This is a genomic window from Flavobacterium sp. (genome assembly GCF_041911335.1).
GTDB lineage: Bacteria > Bacteroidota > Bacteroidia > Flavobacteriales > Flavobacteriaceae > Flavobacterium.
In genome coordinates, this window is the sequence record NZ_JAYRPD010000056.1 from 14,217 (window position 1) to 35,590 (window position 21,374).

The window sequence follows — 21,374 nt, forward strand, 5'->3', positions numbered from 1 at the left end:
TGAGGCTTTTAATTGTTTTTTAAAGAACAAATGGAATTCGCACATTAAAATTGGTGAAAAAATCAAAAAATGGTGAGTGCTCATTTCATGTCACAAAGATACAAATCATTTTATTTTAGAAATCTTAAAATCAATTCGCATTGAAATTAACAAACATTAGTAAATTAATAAATTAAAACCCTTATTTTTGTTGCATAAATTCGATTAATAAATGAAAAAAATTCTAGTTTTGATAGCTTCACTATTTTTATTTCAATCATGTGACGATGGAGATTTAATTTTGAAAACTTTTAATTTTAATAATGAAACAGTTCAAAAGTGTAATAATTTACTTTTTGTATCAAAGGATAAAGAAATATTAATTTTAAATATTCCAAGTTCAATTTTTATTGATGAGCCAACAATTGAAGGAACTCCTAGAATTTATACTTTGGCTAATTCAGAAGAATTAGTTTATAGATTGTATAATGAAAATGTAAATTCTACAGCTATTTGTTCAGAAATTCCCCCTGCATCACCTACAGTACTTGAAGAATATAAAGCCCTGCCTGGTGGACAAATTCAAATTACAACAAGTGTTTTGCCTTCTGTCAATGAAACTACAAAAGCAACAACTATTAATTATATTCATCAAATAAAATTGATTAATGTTCAATTCACAAATGGTGAAAATAATTTAATTTATGAAGAATTTTTATTCGGAAATTATAAATCTAAAACAAATATTCTTTCTTTTAATTTTTCTACAAATAACGGAGCTCAGTGTAATGCTAACAATTTATACAAAAACAATAACACGCAATTAATTTCATATGATTATCCAGACTATCTCTTACCAACAACGGCAGGAACTACTTCAATTAATTTAGATGCAACAAATAAAATCACTTATAAAATGTTTAGTGGGGGAACATTAACAAATGTATTAATTTGCTCTACGACTTCTCCTGATAGTCCGTTTATTTTAGAAGAAGAATGGATTGCAACCACAGGAACAGTTGAAATAATTACTACTGAAGTAACTGGTTCAAATAATTTACCAGCACTTAAATATGACATAAAATTTATAGATATCACATATAAAAAAGGTGATTTGAGTTTTACACATGATATTTTTGATTTTGGTTCCTATGTCACAAATTAGATAATCAAAAATGATTTAAAAAACACGTTTATAAAGAATAAACGTGTTTTTTTTTACTTCACATTTTGCTTGATATAAACTTCAGTTGCACCCAAACCATATTTTTGATAGTTGGCATCTTGGAACGAAATGTTGTCATAACGTCCCAACATAAAATCTAATTCGGCTTTCAAAACACCTTCACCAACACCATGTATAAAAACCACTTTTGGCATTCGATTTTTGATTGCAAAATCGAGTTGCCTTTTTGCAGTTTCCATTTGGAAAGTCAGAATATCATAGTTGCTCATTCCGCGTTTTGAAGGTACTAATTTTTCGATATGCAAATCCACTTCTAAGACAAATTCGTCCTTACGAGAGCGCTTTTCTTTAACAAAACTGCGCTTTTTTGGCTCTTCTTTATCCTTTAAAACCGAACCTAAACTTTGAGTAGAAAAAAAACCACTTAACTCGTTGGAATTGTTTATTTTAACCAATTCGTTGACAAAAAATGTCATCGCAAAATTATCAGTAGTTTCCACTGAAATTTCATTGTTTTGAACCTTAATTACTACTCCGGAGATGTCGTCGTCTAAAACCGCGACCTTATCTCCTATTTCAAATTTCTGTGCCATTTTCTTCTTCGTTTTCTCCATCATTTTTAGATGGAATTTTCTTCATCAATCTAAATAATCCAAACATAAAAACAGCCATTGCTCCTATCATAATAAATCGATTTGGAGCTGGTTTTGATTGTTCAATCATAGCAAAAATTCCAACTGCTGCGAACATCAAAATGTATAAAAATTGCTTCATATTTTTTTCTCTTAAATAATACTTTTTTCTGGTTTCAAAAATAGTCTTTTTAAATTTAGTATTTGATTGTGAACTTTTTTTTGTAAACTTGTAAAACAAATTTTCAACTTTCAAAAAGCGGTATGGAAGAACATATGTTTCCTTGTATGAACAAACAACTTTTTGGAGTTGAATGTCCGGGTTGTGGCACACAAAGAGCGATTGCTTTTTTATTAGATGGAGAATTTTATGAAGCCTTTAAAATCTTTCCTGCTATTTACACTCTAGGTTTATTTTTTATTCTTTTAGGTCTACACCTATTGGACAAGAAAAGAAATTATGCTAAATTAGTTATCGCTAGCGCTATTTTAAATGGTGCCGTAATTCTGATAGCTTATTTTATCAAAATTTATTTCAATACCGTAACCAATTAAACTTTATCAATATGGAAAATCAAAAATTACCTAATGCCACCGCAGTACTTATTCTGGGGATTTTTTCAATCTTAACTTGTTGTTGTTATGGAATTATTAGTATTATACTTGGAGCTATTGGATTAGTTTTAGCCAATAAAGATGCTAAACTATATGCTGAAAATCCGAGTGCATACACTAACTATAACAATTTGAAAATAGGTAAAATTCTAAGTATCATTGGAATTGCATTAGGAGTTATTTACTTAATTTATGTAATATTTTTATTCTCTACATTAGGAATGGAAGGCATTGAACAAATGCAACAAGAAATGATGAGAAGATACGGATCACAATAAACACAAGAATTTTTATATCACTAAAAAGAACGCTATCAACAAGTTAGCGTTCTTTTTTTATTTAATAACAACTCATTAACAAATCGTTCACAACACTTTTTTTGAGTTTGGCACAGCAATTGGAAATACCTAATCAAGCAACAAGTTTTAGAAACGAGTTTTAAAATGAAGTTGCCCAACTTTTAAATTGTTGTATCATGAAAAAAATTACACTTTTAGTAGTAGCCAGTATCCTTCTGGTAGGGAACATGGCTTTAGCGTCAGAAAACCCAGTTTTTTCTGACAACACAAACAGAAGAGGGTATTACATCGATTATAGAGATGCAGAGCCTATTATCTTCAGAGAACGCGGAATTGAGTTTATGTTGTTTCCAAATGGCGAATTTGATTTCAACACAAGACCTTCAGGACCAAGATACCACGTAAACGGTACTAATGGCGCTCCTGGAACTAGAGGTTACTACGGTCCTTCTGAAAGAGGAATCCGAGTTGAACACGATAACTTTGGTAGAGTAAGACGCGTAGGAAATGTGTACATCAACTACGACGCTTTTGGAAGAGTAAAACGTATTGGAACTATTTATATGAGCTATAACAGTTTTGCAGTAACAAGAGTTGGGAATATGCGAATTGTTTATGATAGAAGAGGAAGAATTATAGATGTATATGGTTTTATCAACTATGCAAACAGCGGATATGTTTACAACCCAAGAGGAGAGCATTATTCTGGAGGAAATGGTGGTTATGGCTACGATGACAACTATGATGATGATTACGAAAGTGATGATGACTATTACTACTACAGAAAAGACTGTTCTAAAGCAAAAATGTCTGATGATGACGTAAAAGAAATCAAAAGAGAAACTTTAGAAGTTAAAAGAAAATAAAAATTGGTTGGTTAAGTTTGTTTTTAAATCCTGCGGATTCTGGGAAGATGAAGCAGGATTTTTTGTTTTTAAATTTTAAAAATCTTTATTTGGAACACAGATTGAATAAATCGAAGAAATTAAAAAAATCTTTATTATTTCTTCAAAATTCTCTTAAAAACAGAGTTCATCACAAAATTGATATCAGAAGAAATTTTTAAATAATAACTCAATCCTAAGTAGAAAATAGTCACTAAAATAGATTTCAGGATAATATTTACAAAAGGATGAAAACTGAAATCCCAATAATAAAACACTCCAAAACTTACTATTGCTATAACTAAAGCAACGATTGTATTTTTGGTAAACGGAAATAACTTCATTTTAAGCACTACAAAAAGCAGTTTAGCTAAACTATATAACCCAATTGCAATTAATGTAGCTAATGCAGCTCCATTTATTCCATATTTTGGAATAAAAATCAAATTCAATCCAACGACAACAAAAACTAACAAAACTCCTAAAAGCAAAACCATTTTATAATATTTCGAATTAAAAATAATGGAATTATTATTTCCCAAAATAACATCAAAATACTTAGATAACCCAATAGTAAAAACAACAAATAAACCATTATCATATCCTTCATCAGGTAAGAGCTCATAGATTTGTTTGATATTTACTAAAATTCCTATATATATTAATCCTCCAATAACTTGAAGCGTTACAGAAGATTTTTTATAAAGCTCATTTAACTCCTCCCATTTGTTTTCACTCATTAATTTAGCTGTAATAGGATATGTAATTTGATGCATTGCTCTTTGTGGAACTGAAATTACCATAGCCAAATAAACAGCTAAAGAGTAAAAAGCAATATTTTCAATCTTTAAAAATTGATTAATCATGTATTTATCAATATCTAAAAGCATATTAGCAACACTAGCGGACAAAATAATAAAAATGGTAAAAACAAAAATTTCCTTTGTCTTTTTCGGCAATTTCTTGTTCAATTGAATTCTTTTGGTCTTATTAGCATAATATATAATAACCAATAAACTTATCCCGTAAATTAAAACTAAAGAATGAACAAATTCAGTTAGCGTTATATAATTAAAATACACCGCAAAAAGTGAAATTGTAACCAAAACTCTAACAAAAACTTCTTTGACAAATGAACCAAAAACTGATTTCATGTGAGCTCTTAACCATGCATAAAAAATCTCAAAATAACCTATAAACAAAGCTATTAAAGGAATTTCCCACACAAAATCATAAACTATGATGTTTTTATTTGATTCATACAAAGCAATGTTTTCATAAAAATAAAAAAATAAACAAAAAAAGGGAATGATAACAAACAACGGAAGTAAAAGCATATATGTAAAATATCGGCTTAAATCTTCCTCCGTTTTATTATTCTCATTAAAGAATTTAATTAATGTATTTTGAATACCAAAGGATAAAATTGGATATAAAATATTAGCAGCAGATAAAATATAGTTTGTTAAACCTAAATACTCTTTTCCTAAAAAAACAGGATACATGTACAATACATTAACCGCACCAATTCCAAAACCAATGTAAGTAATGATGGTGTTTTTAATCGATTGTTTTATGACAATTCCCATATTTTTAGTGAAAAGTGGTTAGTGATTAGTGATTAGCAGTTTGGCTAATTTCTCAGTCAAGGACTTTCTGCTGTATTGTTGCAAACCAACAGGATATACTTTTAAATTATTTTGTTGATATTGCTCGAAATAGGTCAGAATTTGTGCTTTTAAAGCTTCTAACTCGTCATATTTGAAGAAAGTTCCCGTGTTGGTTTCTTTTATGATTTGAGCAAAATCAGCATTTTCAGGTCCAATTGCGATAATTGGTCGCTCAGAAACCATATATTCGAATAATTTCCCTGGAATAATACATTTTGTTTCTTCTGAATCAATTTCAATAAGCAATAACACTTGCGAACTACGTTGTTCAATTATGGCTTCATCGTGTGGTAAATAGCCCAAATGATTCACATATTTTTCCAACTTAAATTCCTTAATCGCTTGAAGCACCTCAGCACTCACCGCTCCTATCAATTTTAATTGGAATTGTTTTTTAAATTCTGGATTTTCTTTGGCTAATTCCTTTAAAGCTTTCCACAAAATTCTTGGATTTCGAGCTGATAAAAACGAACCAATGTGTGCCAAAGTAAATTTTTCGTCCAAAGGCTTTTTGATTACTTTTTCTACATCATAACCATTCGTAATCACTTCAATTGGTTTTGAAGTAATGGCTTCAAATTCGACTTTTGTAGTTGGAGACGTTACAAGAAGCTGATCACAAGTGTTCATAACTTCTTTTTCTAACATTTTATGTTTATTTGCCGCCCACGAACTTAATTTTAACTGTTTGTGATAGCCAATAGTTGTCCAAGGATCACGAAAATCGGCCAACCAAGTAATATTCAATTCTTTTTTCAATTGTAAACCTATCAAATGCAAACTATGTGGCGGACCTGTTGTAATGATAGTATCGATTTGATGTTCTTGAAGATATTTTTTCAGAAACTTAACCGAAGGTTTTACCCAAAATACTCTCGCATCTGGAATAAAAACGTTACCACGAATCCAAAGCATTGCTTTTTCTATAAACGATTGCTTTTTTTGATTCGGAATAATTCCGGAACTGATTTTTTTGGTCTTATTTTTTGAAAAAACAGAAGCCAATCCGTAAGGTTCAAAAATCGGTTTTTTGATAATAATAGCTTTATCCGAAACTTCACTCAATAATTTCTCATCAACCAACGGATAAGTTGGATTTTCAGGAATATAAACGTGAGGTTCGATATTAAAATCAGGTAAATATTTGACAAATTTCAACCAACGCTGCACTCCCGGACCTCCTGCTGGTGGCCAGTAATATGATATGATGAGTATTTTTTTTGTTGGTTTCAATGTCAAGTTCAATTACAAATTCAATTTCAAAAATCAAAAATCGTTAATCTTGAATCTTTTTCTTTCTCTCAAAATAAACTCCAGCTCCAATCAATAAAAGCATTCCGATTGAACTCATTAATGCGATTGTACTTCCTGTTTTTATCACTTCTGGTTCAAATTTGAATTCGATAGTATGTTTTCCTGCTGGAATTTGTAAACCTCTCAAAACGTAGTTTACATTTAAAATTTCAGCCTCTTTTCCATCTATCGTTGCTTTCCAACCGTTTTGATAATACATTTCAGAGAAAACGGCAAAGCCTTCATTACTATTATTTGAAACATATTTCAACTGATTTGGTTTGTAAGAAACTAATTGAATTGAAGCTAATGAATCTTTAGTATAATTTAGAGGAATGGACACTAAACTTTTAAATTTATTTGCAATTACCACTTCATTCTTATTATCCAAACTATCCAATGCTTTCATTTCTTCATTGGCAGAATTCACAAACTTAATTTTCTCTACAAACCAAGCATTTCCATTTGCTGCTGGATTGGCTAAAGCTAATTTTTGTCCGTTTTCATCGGATTGGATAACGTATTTTACGTTTAACATGTTTAGCACACGAACGTTATTTTTAGCGATTTGGTAGTCGAATAATTGTTGCATTCTTCGCGGTTTTGCAGCATGATAACCACCAATAGATTTATGAAAAAACGACGTTCTAGCACTACTCATTCCGCCTTCTACTTCAAAAACACGGAAATGTGTCGTATCAGCTAGAATTCTTTGGTCGGCTTCTGTTGGTTCAAATGGCATATCGACTTCTCTTGCACTTTTGAATTGATCTGGATTGTTGTTTACATAACGTTTGTCTACCATAAACAAATCAAAAATCATTAAAATTCCAACTAGAATAATCGCTGTAGTTTCTTTCATCATGTTTTTCACGAAAAGGAATAAAACAGCAAATGTTAATCCCACAAACAACATCGAACGCAATACATCAGAAGTGTAAAGTGCTTCGCGGTCTAATTTTAGAGTTCGAATGAATTCATCTCCATAAGCTTGCGCATACATCGCATCGTTTGCAGAAGAAAAAGTGAACATTCCTTTAATCAAGAATAAAACCACTAAAAGTCCGAAAGTAATGGCTCCTGATTTCCATAGCGCATTCCATTTAGCTTTTTCATCTTGTTTGAAAAATTGGTATAACCCAACAATTGCTAAAGCTGGCACACACAATTCTAAAATCACTTGAATAGAAGAAACCGCTCTAAATTTGTCGTATAATGGAACATAATTGATGAAGAAATCAGTCAAAATACTGAAATTCTTACCCCAAGAAAGTAATAATGAAAATAAAGCTCCAGCTAAGAATAAGTATTTTATATTACGTTTTTCAACAAAAAAGGCCATTACAAATAAGAAAAACACCACTACTCCTATGTAAGCTGGTGCCGCAACAATTGGCTGTGCTCCCCAATACGCTGGCGCGTGTTCTACAAAACCTTGCACTTGATCAGCTGGATAGCCTTGTGCTACAAAATTTTGATAGGTTTCCGATTCAATTCCCAAATTTTCATTATTGGAACCTCCAAAAAGTCCTGGTGCTATTAAATTTAAACTTTCTGCTATTCCGTAGCTGTATTCGGTAATGTAGTCATACGACATAGCATTACCATCCGTTTTAGGCGAACCATCAGGATTGAAAGTTAATTCGCTATTGCTTCTGGTAGAAAATTTAGCATATTCTGAAGTTGCCATTAAATTGGTTGCATTCGCTCCGATAGCTAAAATTCCAGCAATAATAAATACACCTACTACTTTCCCTAATTCTTTAAACTCTTTATTTTTTACTGCAATTACAACATAATAAACAGCAATAATCGCTAACAGTAACAATAAATAATACGTCATTTGGAAGTGATTCGCATTAATCTCTAATGCTGCGGCTACCATGGTAAGCAAACCTCCTGCAATATATTTTCTTTGAAATACTAATAAAACTCCTGCAACAACCATTGGCATATAAGCGATAGCGTGTGCTTTGGCATTGTGTCCTACACCTAAAATAATAATCAAATACGTTGATAATCCAAAGGCTAACGCTCCGAAAAATGCTTTTAATGGATCTACTTTCAAAACCATTAACAACACATAAAATCCTAAGAAATAAAGAAATAAATAATCCGCTGGTCTTGGTAAAAAACGTAAAGCATCGTCAACCATTCCAATTACATCATTTGGATATTTAGCTCCTAACTGATACGTTGGCATTCCTCCAAAAGCACTATTGGTCCAGTAAGGCTCCTCACCTGTTTCTTTTCTGAAATCGATTTGTTCTTTTGCCATTCCGGTATATTGTACGATATCGGATTGGAAAATTTTTTCTCCTTTTAAAACCGGATAAAAGTAAAATAGTGAAACTAAGATAAATCCAACTACAACTAATAAATGGGGATAGAATGCTTTTATGTTCTTCATATTATTGCTATAAATAAAGGTGCTAAAGTAATTAAAAAAAGGATATCGTTACAATATCCTTTTAAGTAAGTTGATAAACAAAAAATTATTTTACTTCTTCATAATCGATGTATTCGCCTACTTCTTTCTTTGGTTTCGGAGTTGCTTTCGTAGCTTGAGAAGCATTGTATTGTTGTTCTTGTTGTTGTCTGTATTGTTCTTGCATTTTATCTTGCATCTTGTTTACAGCCTTTTGCATTAAAATTGGAGCAAATAATCGCACTGCAAACTTAAACAAGTAATAAAATATAACTATAATTCCTAAGGTTCTTAAAAAACCTGAAAAAGAAGCCATTTCCATTGATAAACATTTTAAAATTCAAAAATACAGATATTGGTTGGGAAAACTTCAAAATTGTTTCATAAAATTATGATAAAATAACTATTTTTGGACATAAATCATTTTTTATGAAATCAATTCAAACACTTTCTATTTTATTTTTCGGCATCATGTCGCAAATTTCATATGGTCAATTTACAGATGAAATCAATTCTAATCGTCCAGGAAAATCGATGATGGCTTATGCTGTTGGTAAAAAAATCATTCAAACCGAAACGGGCGTAACTTATGTTTCAGAAGATCACGATCTTTTAGGATATCAAGCAAAAGGATTTATCGGAGAATTAGCCATTCGCTACGGTGTTTGGAAAGAAGAATTAGAAGTTATTGCAGATATTCAATATCAGAGCGATAAACTTACCGTTGGTAATTTTGAAGAGAAAAGAAATGGTTTCAAACAATTGACATTAGGAGCGAAATATTTAATTTACGATCCCTTTAAAAATTATGTAGAAAAAGAAAACATTTACAGTTGGAAAGCCAACAAAAAATTCAAATGGAGACAATTTATTCCGGCTTTTTCAATGTATGCTGGAGCAAATTTCAATGTGGGTGATACTCCTTTTAATTATGCTCCGGCAAATATAAAAGAGCCTAGCTTTAGTCCAAAAGTAACAGCAATTGCTCAAAATCATTTTGGAGGAAGATGGGTTTTAGTGACGAACTTAACTTACGATAAAATAGGAACTGATTTCGCTAGTATCAACTATATCCTTACCTTAACTAGAGGATTTAATGCTCAATGGTCGGGTTTTATTGAAAATCAAGGTTATATGGGTGATTATTACAGCGATGGTGTTTTCAGAATTGGAGCTGCCTTTTTGTTTGACAAACACATGCAAGTGGACGCTTCAATTGGTAAAAATCTTAAAGACACTCCTGGTTTATTAAATGCAGGAATTGGTTTTTCATGGCGTTTTGCAGACCAGTATGAAGAAGTTCAAATGGCAAAACCAGGAACTGAAAGTAAAACAGATAAAAAGGTAAAAAAGAAATCTGAAAAAGAAGCAAAGAAAAGAAAAGATGCAGTTGAATAATATGATTATCATTAAAGAAGCTTTAACTAAAAAAGAAATAAAAGATTTTGTCTTGTTTTCTTTTGATCTTTTTAAAGGAAACACTAATTGGATTCCCCCTTTAGTTAGTGAAGAAATGGAAACTTTTGACAAAACTAAAAATCCTTCCCTCTTAAAAGCGGAATGTCATTTATTTTTGGCATACAAAGACAATAAAATTGTTGGAAAATTAGCCGCAATTATCAATTGGGATGAAGTTAATTTACTTGGGAAACAAAAAGTACGATTTGGATGGTTTGATGCAATTGATGACATAGAGGTTACCAAAGCGCTTTTAGCAAAAGTAGAAGAATTAGGAAAAAAACACGGTTTGACACAAATGGAAGGCCCGATTGGATTTTCTAATTTGGATAAAGTTGGTGCGCTTACTGAAGGTTTTAACGAAAAAGGAAACATGATAACTTGGTACAGTAAACCTTACTACCAAGAACACTTCAAACAATTAGGTTTAAGTGTAGAAAAAGAATATCAAGAAAGTGTTTTTTCATTTTTTGATGTAAATCCAGAACCTTTTTTGAGAGCTAGCAAAATGATACAGGATCGATACAAATTAAAAACACTTAATTTTACCTCGACTTCTGAAATTATGCCTTATGTAGACCAAATGTTTGAATTGTTTAATGAAACATATGCTAAATTACAATCATTTGTAGCGGTTTCTCAAGAACAAATTGATTATATAAAGAAAAAACACATTAGTTTTATCAATCCAGAATATATTAAGTTTATAATGGATGAAAACGATAAAATGATTGCATTTACTATTGTAATGCCAAATTTTGCAGATGCTCTTCAAAAAGCTAATGGGAAGTTATTTCCTTTTGGATGGTGGCATTTGCTTAAAGCTAAAAAGAACTCAAAAGAAGTCGTTTTTTATTTGATTGGTGTACTGCCTGAATATCAAAATAAAGGAATTACTGCTGTAATTTTTGAAGAATATTATAAAGTATTTAAAGCTAAAAATATTACAACTTGCATTAGAACTCCAGAATTAGAAGAAAATCACGCCATGCATAACTTATGGAAAAACTTTAATTCTAGAATTAACAAAAGAAGATGTACTTTTAGTAAAAACATATAAAAAAAGCCTTTCATACGAAAGGCTTTACTATCTATGCAAATTAATTTTATTGTTCCATGTTTACAACATTGGCTTCAGCAATTTGCTTATATGTTCCATTTTCTAATTTCTCACGAATAGCTTCAAAAGCTGCTAAAGTTTCAGCAATATCTTCTAAAGTATGCGAAGCAGTAGGAATCATTCTTAATAAGATAATTCCTTTTGGAATTACAGGATATACTACAATAGAAAGGAAAATTCCATAGTTTTCACGTAAGTCATTTACCATAACCATTGCTTCAGGAATAGAACCTTCTAAATATACAGGTGTAATACATGTATTCGTATCACCAATATTAAAACCTCTTTCTTTTAATCCGTTTTGTAATGCATTTACGTTTACCCATAATTTATCTTTAATTTCAGATGAATTACGCAATAACTCTAAACGCTTTAAAGAGCCAATAGTTTGAATCATCGGCAATGCTTTTGCAAACATTTGCGAACGTAAGTTGTATTTTAAATAATCAATTACATCTTTATCAGCTGCTACAAAAGCTCCAATATTAGCCATTGATTTAGCAAAAGTTGAAAAATACACATCTATTCCGTCTTGACAGCCTTGCTCCTCTCCTGCTCCAGCACCTGTTTTACCAAGTGTTCCGAAACCATGCGCATCGTCAACTAACAAACGGAAGTTGTATTTTTCTTTCAAGGCAACAATTTCTTTCAATTTTCCTTGTTGACCTCTCATTCCGAAAACACCTTCTGTAATGAATAAAATTCCTCCTCCAGTTTCTTCAGCCATTTTAGTAGCTCTCTGAAGGTTTTTCTCCATACTTTCTAAATCATTGTGTTTGTAAGTGAAACGTTTTCCCATGTGTAAACGTACACCATCGATGATACACGCATGAGAATCTACATCATATACAATGATATCATTTTTAGAAACCAAAGCATCAATAATAGATACCATTCCTTGGTAACCAAAGTTTAACAAATAAGCTGATTCTTTCATTACAAATTCAGCCAATTCTTTTTCTAATTGTTCGTGATAATTAGTATGACCACTCATCATACGAGCTCCCATTGGGTAAGCTGCTCCATATTGTTTTGCTGCTTCTTCGTCAGCTTTTCTAACCTCTGGATGATTGGCTAAACCTAAATAATCGTTGATACTCCAGTTTAAGATTTTCTTTCCGTGGAACATCATCCTTGGACCTAAATCACCTTCTAATTTAGGAAATACATAATATCCTTCTGCTTGAGATGCCCATTTTCCTAACGGACCTTTATTGTTTTGAATTCTTTCGAATAAATCTTTTACCATGATATATAATAGGTGTTTAAAACGAAGCAAAAGTATAAAGAAAAAAGTTTTTATTAAATGATTCCGAGCAACTTTTTAAATTAAATTCAAAAAAAACTTGTTTATTGCAGAAATGAACTTACATTTGCAACGAACGACACAGAAATGTGGTTACACGTTCACCTTAAAAGTCGGGGGCTCCACCTCGACTTTTTGCTTTTTATACATTTCGTATCTTTGCTTTTTAAATCATTTTTCATGAAACTCGTATTCGCATCCAACAACAAAAATAAAATTCAGGAAATTCAAGCTTTAGTTCCCAATACTATTCAAATTGTAAGTTTAGAAGAAATTGGTTGTACTGAAGACATTCCAGAAACTGCTGATACCATTGAAGGAAATGCTATTTTAAAAGCCAATTACGTTACCGAAAAATATGGTTATAATTGCTTTGCAGATGACACCGGTTTAGAAGTTGATGCTTTAAATGGTGCTCCTGGAGTGTATTCCGCTCGTTATGCAGGCGAACAAAAAGATGCCAATGATAATATGGATAAACTTTTATCGGAATTGGAAGATAAATCGAATCGAAAAGCAAATTTCAAAACAGTTATAGCTTTAAACCTTAACGGGAAGCAAAACTTATTTACCGGAATCATCAATGGAAAAATCATTGAAGAAAAAATTGGAACCAACGGTTTTGGCTATGACCCAATTTTTGTTGCTGATGGATATGAAAAAACCTTTGCTGAATTAAGCATGGAAGAAAAATCAACCATTAGCCATAGAGGAATTGCCGTAAAAGAACTTATTCTTTTCTTGCAAAAACAGACCCTGTAGGTAAACTCCAGTTATATTTAAAAGCAATTAATCGGAATGTAATAATAAAAACCGCTACTATCGGTGATATAATATCATCTGATAATTTCAACTCTTGTAATAAGAAGAATAAAATTCCACCTGCAATACAAAGTGTAGCATAAATTTCCTTTCGAAACAAAACCGGAATTTCATTACATAAAATATCGCGAATTACTCCACCAAAAGTCGCTGTCAAAGTTCCTAAAATAACACAAACAACAGGATTCAATCCATACTCTATTCCTTTTTCCAAACCTATTAAAGTAAAAACACCTAATCCAATGGTGTCAAACAATAACATCGAAATTCGTAAACGCTCTAAATACCGATTGAATATTATAGAAAGTAGAAAACCTATAGTAATGATATAAACATAATCGATATCTAACATCCAGCCAACAGGAGTTCTTCCTATCATAACATCACGAACTGTTCCGCCTCCTAAAGCCGTTACAAAAGCAATACAGTAAACCCCAAACAAGTCTAATTTCTTATAAATAGCAGTCAAAGCTCCTGAAATAGCAAACACTAAAGTTCCTGTGACATCTAATAGTTCAAACATATCGAATCATTTCTTACAAAAGTACTTCATTTTGTCATTTTTTCTATTTCAAATTTAACTATAAAATATATTTTATAAAGTCTGTGAAAAGACTAAAAACATAACAAATTGAAAATCAATTAGTAACAAATTAGTTAATCTAACTTTTAAAGCGTACCTTTGCACCCAATTTAAAATAATATATGAATAAATTTGAACAATTAGGATTGAATGAGTCGCTACTGCGGGCGATTAAAGATCTAGGATTTGAGAATCCGTCAGAAGTCCAAGAAAAAGCGATTCCAGTACTATTGGAACAAAACACAGACTTAGTAGCCTTAGCGCAAACAGGAACAGGAAAAACCGCAGCTTTTGGTTTTCCACTAATTCAAAAAATTGATGCTGAAAACAAAAATACTCAAGCATTAATTTTATCGCCAACGCGTGAGTTATGCTTACAAATCACCAACGAAATTAAATTGTACTCTAAGTACATTAAAGGTTTACATACCGTAGCTGTTTATGGTGGTGCAAGCATTACAGAACAAGCTAGAGAAGTGAAACGTGGAGCACAAATTATTGTAGCTACACCAGGTAGAATGCAAGACATGATTAACAGAGGTCTTGTAAACATTAAAAACATCGATTTTTGTATCTTAGATGAGGCAGATGAGATGTTAAACATGGGATTCTACGAAGATATTTGTTCCATTTTATCGGACACACCAGACGAGAAAAACACTTGGTTATTCTCTGCAACAATGCCTGCTGAAGTAGCGCGTATTGCAAAAAAATTCATGTCAAACCCAGAAGAAATTACGGTTGGACATAAAAATTCAGGTTCGGCTACCGTTTCTCACGAATATTATGTAGTAAACGCAAGAGACCGTTACGAAGCTTTAAAACGTTTAGCTGATGCTAATCCAGACATTTTCTCAGTAGTTTTTTGTAGAACAAAACGTGATACGCAAGCAGTTGCTGAAAAATTAATCGAAGATGGCTATAACGCAGCGGCTTTACACGGAGATTTATCGCAAGCACAACGTGATGGCGTAATGAAATCATTCCGTGGTCGTCAAATTCAAATGTTAGTTGCTACTGATGTTGCGGCTCGTGGAATTGACGTGGATAATGTTACACACGTAGTAAATTATCAATTACCAGACGAAATTGAAACCTACAATCACCGTTCGGGAAGAACAGGTAGAGCTGGGAAATTAGGAACTTCAATTGTAATCGTTACGAAAAGTGAATTGAGAAAAATTCATTCTATCGAACGAATTATCCAACAAAAATTCGAAGAAAAAACAATCCCATCTGGAATTGAAATCTGTGAAATTCAATTATTGCATTTAGCAAACAAAATTCACGACGCTGAAATAGACCACGAAATTGATAACTATTTGCCTGCCATTTATGAAGTTTTCCAAGATTTATCAAAAGAAGAATTGATTAAACGAATGGTATCTGTTGAATTCAATAGATTCTTAAATTACTACAAGAAAAAACGTGATATTTCATCTGAAAGAAGTGAAAGAAGTTCTGAGCCAAGAGAAATTAGAGCAGGTGATCCAGTTCGTTATTTCATCAACATTGGAGCAAGAGATGATTTCGATTGGATGCAATTAAAAGACTTCATCAAAGAAACTTTAGATTTAGGTCGTGATGACGTATTTAAAGTAGACGTAAAAGAAGGTTTCTCTTTCTTTAATACCGATGGTGAGCATACTGACAAAGTAATGTCTGTTCTTAACGGATATGACATGAACGGAAGAAGAATCAACGTTGAAATTTCTAAAAACGACGGTGGCGGAAGACGCGATCACAACGGAAGAAATTCGGGTGGCGGAAGACGTGAAGGCGGATTTAGAGGTGAAAGAAGCGGCTCGGCTCCAAGAAGAGAAGGCGGAAGAGACGGAGGTTTCAGAAGCGATAGAGGTTCATCTAGAAAAGAAGGTGGTTTTAGAGGAGAAAGAAGTAGTTCTGCTCCAAGAAGAGAAGGTGGATTTTCTGATAGAGCTCCGAGACGTGCTGAAAGCGCTGGAGATACTTCTAGACCAAGAAGACCAAGAAGAAACTAACGATTTTCGTTAATTTTCTTATAAATTTATAAAAAACTACAAAATATCATCTTTAGATTCGTATTTTTGAATCAATATTTGAAGGATGAAATATTTTGTAGTTTTTCTTTTTTTACTCATTTCACCAATTTGTTTTTCACAAAACGATACCCTTGTGACTAACATAAAGGGAACTGTTATTCATAACGAAACAAAACTCCCCATGGGTAATGTTCACGTTATCAATGCATCTCGTGTAAAAGGAACCGTTACATCACCAAGTGGTACTTTCGAAATTGAAGCTAAAGTAAACGATACGATTTTATTCACTTACATTGGTTACGAAAATGTCAAAGTAAAAGTAACGAATGACTGGATCAAACAAAATCCAACCAAAATTTATCTAAGCGAAAAAACCTATGTTTTAGACGAAGTAGTAGTGGCTAAATACAATCTTACTGGTTATGTCGATGTTGATACAAAGTTAATTCCTGTTGCTGATGATTCTTATCGATATAGCATTTCCGGATTAAAAGCTGGTTACGAAGCTGGAACTTACCGACCTGGAGCTATTGCTAAAGTATTGGGTTCAATTTCAAATCCAGCCGATTTTTTGTATAATATCTTTGGAAAACGTCCAAAAGAAATGAAAAAGCTGAAAGAAATGAAAAAAGACGATACCGTTCGAAATCTTTTAGCAACGAAATTTGATAGAGAAACACTAGCTGCGCTTCTAGAAATAAGTAAAGATGACATTCCTTTAATACTTCAAAACTGTAATTATTCTGAATATTTTATTCAAACAGCAAACGATTTGCAAATAATGGATGCCATAAGTGCTTGTTACGAAGACTACAAAATATTGAAAAAGAACAAATAGTCTATTTTACTGCGCTTTCTTTGATTTCGTAAAACTTCTTTTCGATAAACTCAATATCTTTTATCGATTTTCGAGTCCAATCTAAACGCTTTTCTAAAACTTCTTCTTCTGTCAATTGCCAATAAATATTAGACTGTCGTAATCGAGTTGTAATATCTTGAATAATAATAGCAGCAGAAACCGAAATATTCAAACTTTCAGTGTAACCCACCATAGGAATTTTGATAAATCCATCCGCTTGTTCAATCACTTCTTCCGAAAGTCCGTTTTTTTCGGTTCCGAAAAATATTGCTGCTGGTTTTGTAATATCAAATTCATGCAACATACACGAATCATTATGAGGTGTTGTAGCAATAATTTGATATCCTTGTGCTCTCTTTGCATCAATACAGCTTTGAACGGTGTTGAATCGATTCACATCAACCCATTTTTGAGCGCCCATAGCAATTTCGGAATCGATTCGCTTTCCAAATTTTTGTTCAATAACATTCAATTCTTGTACTCCAAAAACTTCACAACTACGCATTACCGCGCTAGTGTTATGTAATTGATATACATCCTCCATCGCAATGGTAAAATGCTTAGTTCTATTTTTTAAAACACGTAAAAAGCCTTCTTTTCTATTCTCAGTAAGAAAACCTTCTAAATATGTTAACAACTCTTGATTAAATTTCTCCATAAGGCAAAAATAATACTACTTTTTTTATTATTTTAGACAAAAAAAAGAAAACTGCATGACTCAAGAAGAACTTTTACCCCTATTACTCAAAAAAGACGATAGGTCATTTACACTACTTTATGACAATTATGCCAAGAGTTTATATGGCATTATTTTCAATTTAATCAAAGACAAAGAAGAAGCCGAAGACGTACTTCAAGAAGTATTTGTTAAAATTTGGAAAAATATTGATACGTACAACACCTCTAAAGGCCGACTTTACACTTGGATGTTGAATATTGCCCGTAATACTTCTATCGATAAATTACGTTCTAAAAACTTTAACAATAGCCAGAAAAACTTATCGGCTGATAATTTCGTACATCTGTTAGATGACAATGCGAAGACAATCAATAAAATAGATGCGATAGGAATTAAAGAATTCATCAAAAAATTGAAACCCAAGTGTATACAATTAATCGATTTATTGTTTTTTAAAGGATATACACAGCAAGAAGCATCGGAAGAGTTAGAAATTCCATTAGGAACTGTAAAAACTCAGAATAGAAATTGTATGAATGAATTAAGACTAATGATAAATGAATAGTAGAGAATATATAGAATCAGGAATTTTAGAATTGTATGTATTTGGAAAACTTTCCGAAGAAGAAATTGCGGAAGTTAACCAAATGGCATCACAATATCCTGAAGTGAGAGAGGAAATTAAGGCTATTGAAGCAGCAGTCATTAATTTATCACATAGTGTAGCACCTCATTTATCGGCAACGAATTACGAAAAAATTAGAGCCGAGTTATTAGGAAGAAATAAAGTCGTAACTATGAAACCACGTTCAAATTGGTCACAATATACAGGTTGGGTTGCTGCGGCAGTATTAGTGGTTGGTTTCGGACTTCAATTTTATAAATTAAATCAAACGAACGAAACCTTAAATAACGTTTCTAATCAGAAAGACTTATTACAAGAATCGGTTGTAGATTTAGAATTGAAGAAAAAAGAATCAGAAGAAGTTTTAGCTATTTTAAGAGATACAAGTAACATTGCAGTAGCTTTAGCAGGACAACAAGTAGCTCCAAATGCTTATGCAAAAGCCTATTACAACAAAAACACAAAAGAAGTATACATCGATGCTTCTGGTTTACCAACTCCTCCAGAAGGAATGGTGTACCAAGTTTGGGCGTTAAAATTAGAACCTGTTTTAACACCTACAAGTATTGGATTGCTTGATTCGTATGCTACAAGTTCTACAAAAGTAATTAAAGTAGAAAACGCAAATGAAGCACAAGCTTTCGGAATTACATTAGAACCAGCTGGCGGAAGCGCTGGTCCAACAATGGAACAACTCTATACCTTAGGAAAAGTATAATATTCAAATGCGTCTTTATGGCGCATTTGTTTTTTAAAATTGCAAAAGAAAAATGAAAAAAATTGTAGTACTAACAGGTGCTGGAATTAGTGCCGAAAGCGGAATCAAAACATTCCGAGATGCAGATGGCTTGTGGGAAGGCCATGATATTATGGAAGTAGCTTCACCATTGGGTTGGAAGAAAAATGCCGAATTAGTATTGGACTTTTACAACAAAAGAAGAGCACAACTTTTAACAGTTATACCCAACAAAGCTCACGAAATTCTAGCCGAATTAGAAGCACATTTCGACATTCACATCATAACCCAAAACGTTGACGACTTACACGAAAGAGCAGGTAGCAACAAAGTGATTCATCTACATGGCGAATTATTAAAAGTGCGAAGCATTTCAAACGAAGACTTTGTAATCGATTGGAAACAAGATTTAAATCTGGGCGATTATGATTTAGAAGGCAACCAATTACGACCTCATATTGTTTGGTTTGGCGAGGATGTTCCGATGATTGAACACGCTATTGATGTAGTAGAAACGGCTGATATTTTAATTATCATCGGAACTTCATTACAAGTCTATCCTGCCGCTGGATTGATGAATTATGTGAACCAAAACGTCCCAGTTTATTACATCGATCCAAATCCAGCTACCATTTATGATTTGCCAAATGAGTTGAAAGTATTACCACTAACCGCCGTTGAAGGAATGAAAATTATAAAAGAAGAACTTTTAAATTTAAAGTAAAAAACTCGAAACTAATTACTCATAACTAATCACTAATTACTAAATTTGCACTTCTTTAAACAACACACAACAAAATGCAATTAACAGAATTAAATGCTATTTCGCCAATTGATGGTCGTTATAGAAGCAAAACTATTTCATTATCTCCTTATTTTTCTGAAGAAGCCTTAATTAAATACCGCGTTTTGGTAGAGGTTGAATATTTTATTGCTTTGCGCGAAGCTGATGTACCTCAATTAGCCAAAATTGACAAATCGATTTACGATTCTTTAAGAGCCATTTACAAAAACTTTTCTACCGAAGATGCCCTTTGGATTAAAGAAACCGAAAAAACAACGAATCACGATGTAAAAGCGGTGGAATATTTCATCAAATCGAAATTCGACGGTTTAGGATTACAAGAATACAAAGAGTTTATCCATTTCGGATTGACTTCTCAAGATATCAACAATACCGCAATTCCTCTTTCGACAAAAGAAGCGTTTGAAAATGTATATTTACCAGGTTTAGTAAGCGTAATTGCAAAATTAAAAGAATTAGCAATGGAATGGAAAGACGTTCCAATGTTAGCCAGAACACACGGTCAACCAGCCTCTCCTACTCGCTTAGGAAAAGAAATTTTAGTTTTCGTAGAGCGTTTAGAAGAGCAAATGCGTTTGTTATTCAATGTTCCGTTTGCAGCTAAATTTGGTGGCGCAACTGGAAATTACAACGCACACAAAGTAGCGTATCCAAACACGGATTGGAGAAAATTTGGAACTGATTTCGTAGAAAACAGTTTAGGGCTACACCATTCATTCCCAACGACACAAATTGAACATTACGACCATTTTGCAGCCTTTTTTGATGCTTTAAAACGCATTAATACGATTTTAATCGATTTAGACAGAGACATTTGGACCTATGTTTCAATGGATTATTTCAAACAAAAAATCAAAGCAGGGGAAATTGGTTCTTCTGCCATGCCACATAAAGTAAACCCAATCGATTTTGAAAATTCGGAAGGAAATTTAGGGATTGCCAATGCAATTTTCGAACATCTTTCAGCAAAATTACCTATATCAAGATTGCAACGCGATTTAACAGATAGTACGGTTTTACGTAATATTGGCGTACCAATGGGACACACTTTAATTGCCTTTGAAGCTACTTTAAAAGGATTGAACAAATTGTTGTTAAACGAAGACAAATTCGCAGAAGATTTAGAGAAAAACTGGGCGGTAGTTGCAGAAGCTATTCAAACGATTTTACGTCGTGAAGGCTATCCAAATCCGTACGAAGCTTTAAAAGACTTAACTAGAACCAACACTGTAATTAACAAAGAAGCGATTCATAATTTCATCGGAACTTTAAACGTTTCTGAAGAAGTGAGAGCGGAATTAATGCAAATTACACCTAGTAACTATTTGGGGATTTAATCTCTCAATAAGCATATCATATTTATAACAAATCTGC

The 21,374-nt window shown here is 32.4% G+C and carries 22 protein-coding genes; 13 read left to right on the forward strand and 9 right to left on the reverse strand.

The annotated features are described in order from the left end of the window. The first annotated feature begins 211 nt into the window (after positions 1 to 211). Entirely contained in the window at positions 212 to 1,144 is a 933-nt protein-coding gene (locus tag ACE3PD_RS09475) for a hypothetical protein (protein ID WP_291106689.1), read from the forward strand. Between the two features lie 53 nt (positions 1,145 to 1,197). Here ACE3PD_RS09475 and ACE3PD_RS09480 read toward each other — a convergent pair whose 3' ends face one another. Both ACE3PD_RS09480 and ACE3PD_RS09485 read right to left on the reverse strand, forming a co-directional pair. Then, positions 1,198 to 1,758 carry a Smr/MutS family protein gene (locus tag ACE3PD_RS09480; RefSeq protein ID WP_374401825.1) on the reverse strand — a complete coding sequence of 187 codons (561 nt, stop codon included), beginning with the start codon at positions 1,756 to 1,758 and terminating at the stop codon, positions 1,198 to 1,200. Further along, entirely contained in the window at positions 1,742 to 1,939 is a 198-nt protein-coding gene (locus ACE3PD_RS09485) for a hypothetical protein (protein WP_153199548.1), read from the reverse strand. The genes ACE3PD_RS09480 and ACE3PD_RS09485 overlap by 17 nt, the downstream gene beginning before the upstream one ends. Before the next feature lie 122 nt (positions 1,940 to 2,061). On the opposite strand from ACE3PD_RS09485, the gene ACE3PD_RS09490 reads away from it, so the two are divergent. The 3 genes from ACE3PD_RS09490 to ACE3PD_RS09500 all read left to right on the forward strand — a co-directional run bounded on the left by ACE3PD_RS09490 (position 2,062) and on the right by ACE3PD_RS09500 (position 3,577). Then, entirely contained in the window at positions 2,062 to 2,352 is a 291-nt protein-coding gene (locus tag ACE3PD_RS09490) for a DUF2752 domain-containing protein (protein ID WP_374401828.1), read from the forward strand. 11 nt (positions 2,353 to 2,363) lie between these two features. Then, positions 2,364 to 2,690, forward strand: a complete 327-nt coding sequence (locus ACE3PD_RS09495) for a CCC motif membrane protein (RefSeq protein WP_133606215.1) — start codon at positions 2,364 to 2,366, stop codon at positions 2,688 to 2,690. A 197-nt stretch (positions 2,691 to 2,887) separates the two neighbouring features. Then, positions 2,888 to 3,577: a hypothetical protein gene (locus ACE3PD_RS09500; protein WP_374401831.1), complete on the forward strand. Its 690-nt coding sequence runs from the start codon at positions 2,888 to 2,890 to the stop codon at positions 3,575 to 3,577. Positions 3,578 to 3,711: 134 nt separating this feature from the next. Here the strand turns inward: ACE3PD_RS09500 and ACE3PD_RS09505 are convergent, their stop codons facing one another. From ACE3PD_RS09505 to ACE3PD_RS09520, 4 genes are all read right to left on the reverse strand, one after another. Beyond that, complete coding sequence (locus tag ACE3PD_RS09505) at positions 3,712 to 5,184, reverse strand: oligosaccharide flippase family protein (protein ID WP_374401833.1); 1,473 nt, start codon at positions 5,182 to 5,184, stop codon at positions 3,712 to 3,714. Between the two features lie 18 nt (positions 5,185 to 5,202). Beyond that, positions 5,203 to 6,498 (reverse strand): glycosyltransferase family 4 protein, encoded by a 1,296-nt coding sequence (locus ACE3PD_RS09510; RefSeq protein WP_374401835.1) that lies wholly within the window; start codon positions 6,496 to 6,498, stop codon positions 5,203 to 5,205. 43 nt (positions 6,499 to 6,541) lie between these two features. Beyond that, positions 6,542 to 8,968, reverse strand: coding sequence for a YfhO family protein (locus tag ACE3PD_RS09515; RefSeq protein WP_374401837.1), 2,427 nt, complete (start codon positions 8,966 to 8,968; stop codon positions 6,542 to 6,544). Positions 8,969 to 9,053: 85 nt separating this feature from the next. After that, on the reverse strand, positions 9,054 to 9,308 hold the full coding sequence (locus ACE3PD_RS09520) for a DUF4834 domain-containing protein (RefSeq protein WP_374401838.1): 255 nt from the start codon (positions 9,306 to 9,308) through the stop codon (positions 9,054 to 9,056). A 107-nt stretch (positions 9,309 to 9,415) separates the two neighbouring features. Between ACE3PD_RS09520 and ACE3PD_RS09525 the strand changes: the two genes are divergently transcribed. Continuing rightward, the gene (locus tag ACE3PD_RS09525) at positions 9,416 to 10,384 is read left to right on the forward strand and encodes a transporter (protein WP_374401840.1); all 969 of its coding nucleotides are present in this window, start codon (positions 9,416 to 9,418) and stop codon (positions 10,382 to 10,384) included. Between the two features lies 1 nt (position 10,385). Beyond that, complete coding sequence (locus ACE3PD_RS09530; protein ID WP_374401897.1) at positions 10,386 to 11,504, forward strand: GTP cyclohydrolase; 1,119 nt, start codon at positions 10,386 to 10,388, stop codon at positions 11,502 to 11,504. Between the two features lie 46 nt (positions 11,505 to 11,550). Here ACE3PD_RS09530 and ACE3PD_RS09535 read toward each other — a convergent pair whose 3' ends face one another. Then, positions 11,551 to 12,813, reverse strand: a complete 1,263-nt coding sequence (locus ACE3PD_RS09535; RefSeq protein WP_374401842.1) for an aminotransferase class I/II-fold pyridoxal phosphate-dependent enzyme — start codon at positions 12,811 to 12,813, stop codon at positions 11,551 to 11,553. A 237-nt stretch (positions 12,814 to 13,050) separates the two neighbouring features. On the opposite strand from ACE3PD_RS09535, the gene ACE3PD_RS09540 reads away from it, so the two are divergent. Continuing rightward, entirely contained in the window at positions 13,051 to 13,632 is a 582-nt protein-coding gene (locus ACE3PD_RS09540) for a non-canonical purine NTP diphosphatase (RefSeq protein WP_374401844.1), read from the forward strand. Here ACE3PD_RS09540 and ACE3PD_RS09545 read toward each other — a convergent pair. Further along, entirely contained in the window at positions 13,601 to 14,215 is a 615-nt protein-coding gene (locus tag ACE3PD_RS09545) for a trimeric intracellular cation channel family protein (protein WP_374401846.1), read from the reverse strand. The genes ACE3PD_RS09540 and ACE3PD_RS09545 overlap by 32 nt on opposite strands. 182 nt (positions 14,216 to 14,397) lie before the next feature. Between ACE3PD_RS09545 and ACE3PD_RS09550 the strand changes: the two genes are divergently transcribed. Next, the gene (locus ACE3PD_RS09550; RefSeq protein ID WP_374401848.1) at positions 14,398 to 16,275 is read left to right on the forward strand and encodes a DEAD/DEAH box helicase; all 1,878 of its coding nucleotides are present in this window, start codon (positions 14,398 to 14,400) and stop codon (positions 16,273 to 16,275) included. Between the two features lie 85 nt (positions 16,276 to 16,360). After that, complete coding sequence (locus ACE3PD_RS09555; RefSeq protein WP_374401850.1) at positions 16,361 to 17,134, forward strand: carboxypeptidase-like regulatory domain-containing protein; 774 nt, start codon at positions 16,361 to 16,363, stop codon at positions 17,132 to 17,134. A gap of 1 nt (position 17,135) precedes the next feature. On the opposite strand, the gene ACE3PD_RS09560 is transcribed toward ACE3PD_RS09555, so the two are convergent. After that, positions 17,136 to 17,813 (reverse strand): TrmH family RNA methyltransferase, encoded by a 678-nt coding sequence (locus tag ACE3PD_RS09560; RefSeq protein ID WP_374401852.1) that lies wholly within the window; start codon positions 17,811 to 17,813, stop codon positions 17,136 to 17,138. Positions 17,814 to 17,868: 55 nt separating this feature from the next. Between ACE3PD_RS09560 and ACE3PD_RS09565 the strand changes: the two genes are divergently transcribed. From ACE3PD_RS09565 to purB, 4 genes are all read left to right on the forward strand, one after another. Next, on the forward strand, positions 17,869 to 18,399 hold the full coding sequence (locus ACE3PD_RS09565; RefSeq protein ID WP_374401854.1) for an RNA polymerase sigma factor: 531 nt from the start codon (positions 17,869 to 17,871) through the stop codon (positions 18,397 to 18,399). Beyond that, positions 18,392 to 19,177 (forward strand): anti-sigma factor domain-containing protein, encoded by a 786-nt coding sequence (locus ACE3PD_RS09570; protein WP_374401856.1) that lies wholly within the window; start codon positions 18,392 to 18,394, stop codon positions 19,175 to 19,177. Before ACE3PD_RS09565 ends, ACE3PD_RS09570 begins: the two co-directional genes overlap by 8 nt. 52 nt (positions 19,178 to 19,229) lie before the next feature. Then, positions 19,230 to 19,919, forward strand: a complete 690-nt coding sequence (locus tag ACE3PD_RS09575; protein ID WP_374401858.1) for an NAD-dependent deacylase — start codon at positions 19,230 to 19,232, stop codon at positions 19,917 to 19,919. Positions 19,920 to 19,993: 74 nt separating this feature from the next. Beyond that, on the forward strand, positions 19,994 to 21,337 hold the full coding sequence (gene purB / locus ACE3PD_RS09580) for an adenylosuccinate lyase (protein WP_374401860.1): 1,344 nt from the start codon (positions 19,994 to 19,996) through the stop codon (positions 21,335 to 21,337). Positions 21,338 to 21,374: the final 37 nt, after the last annotated feature.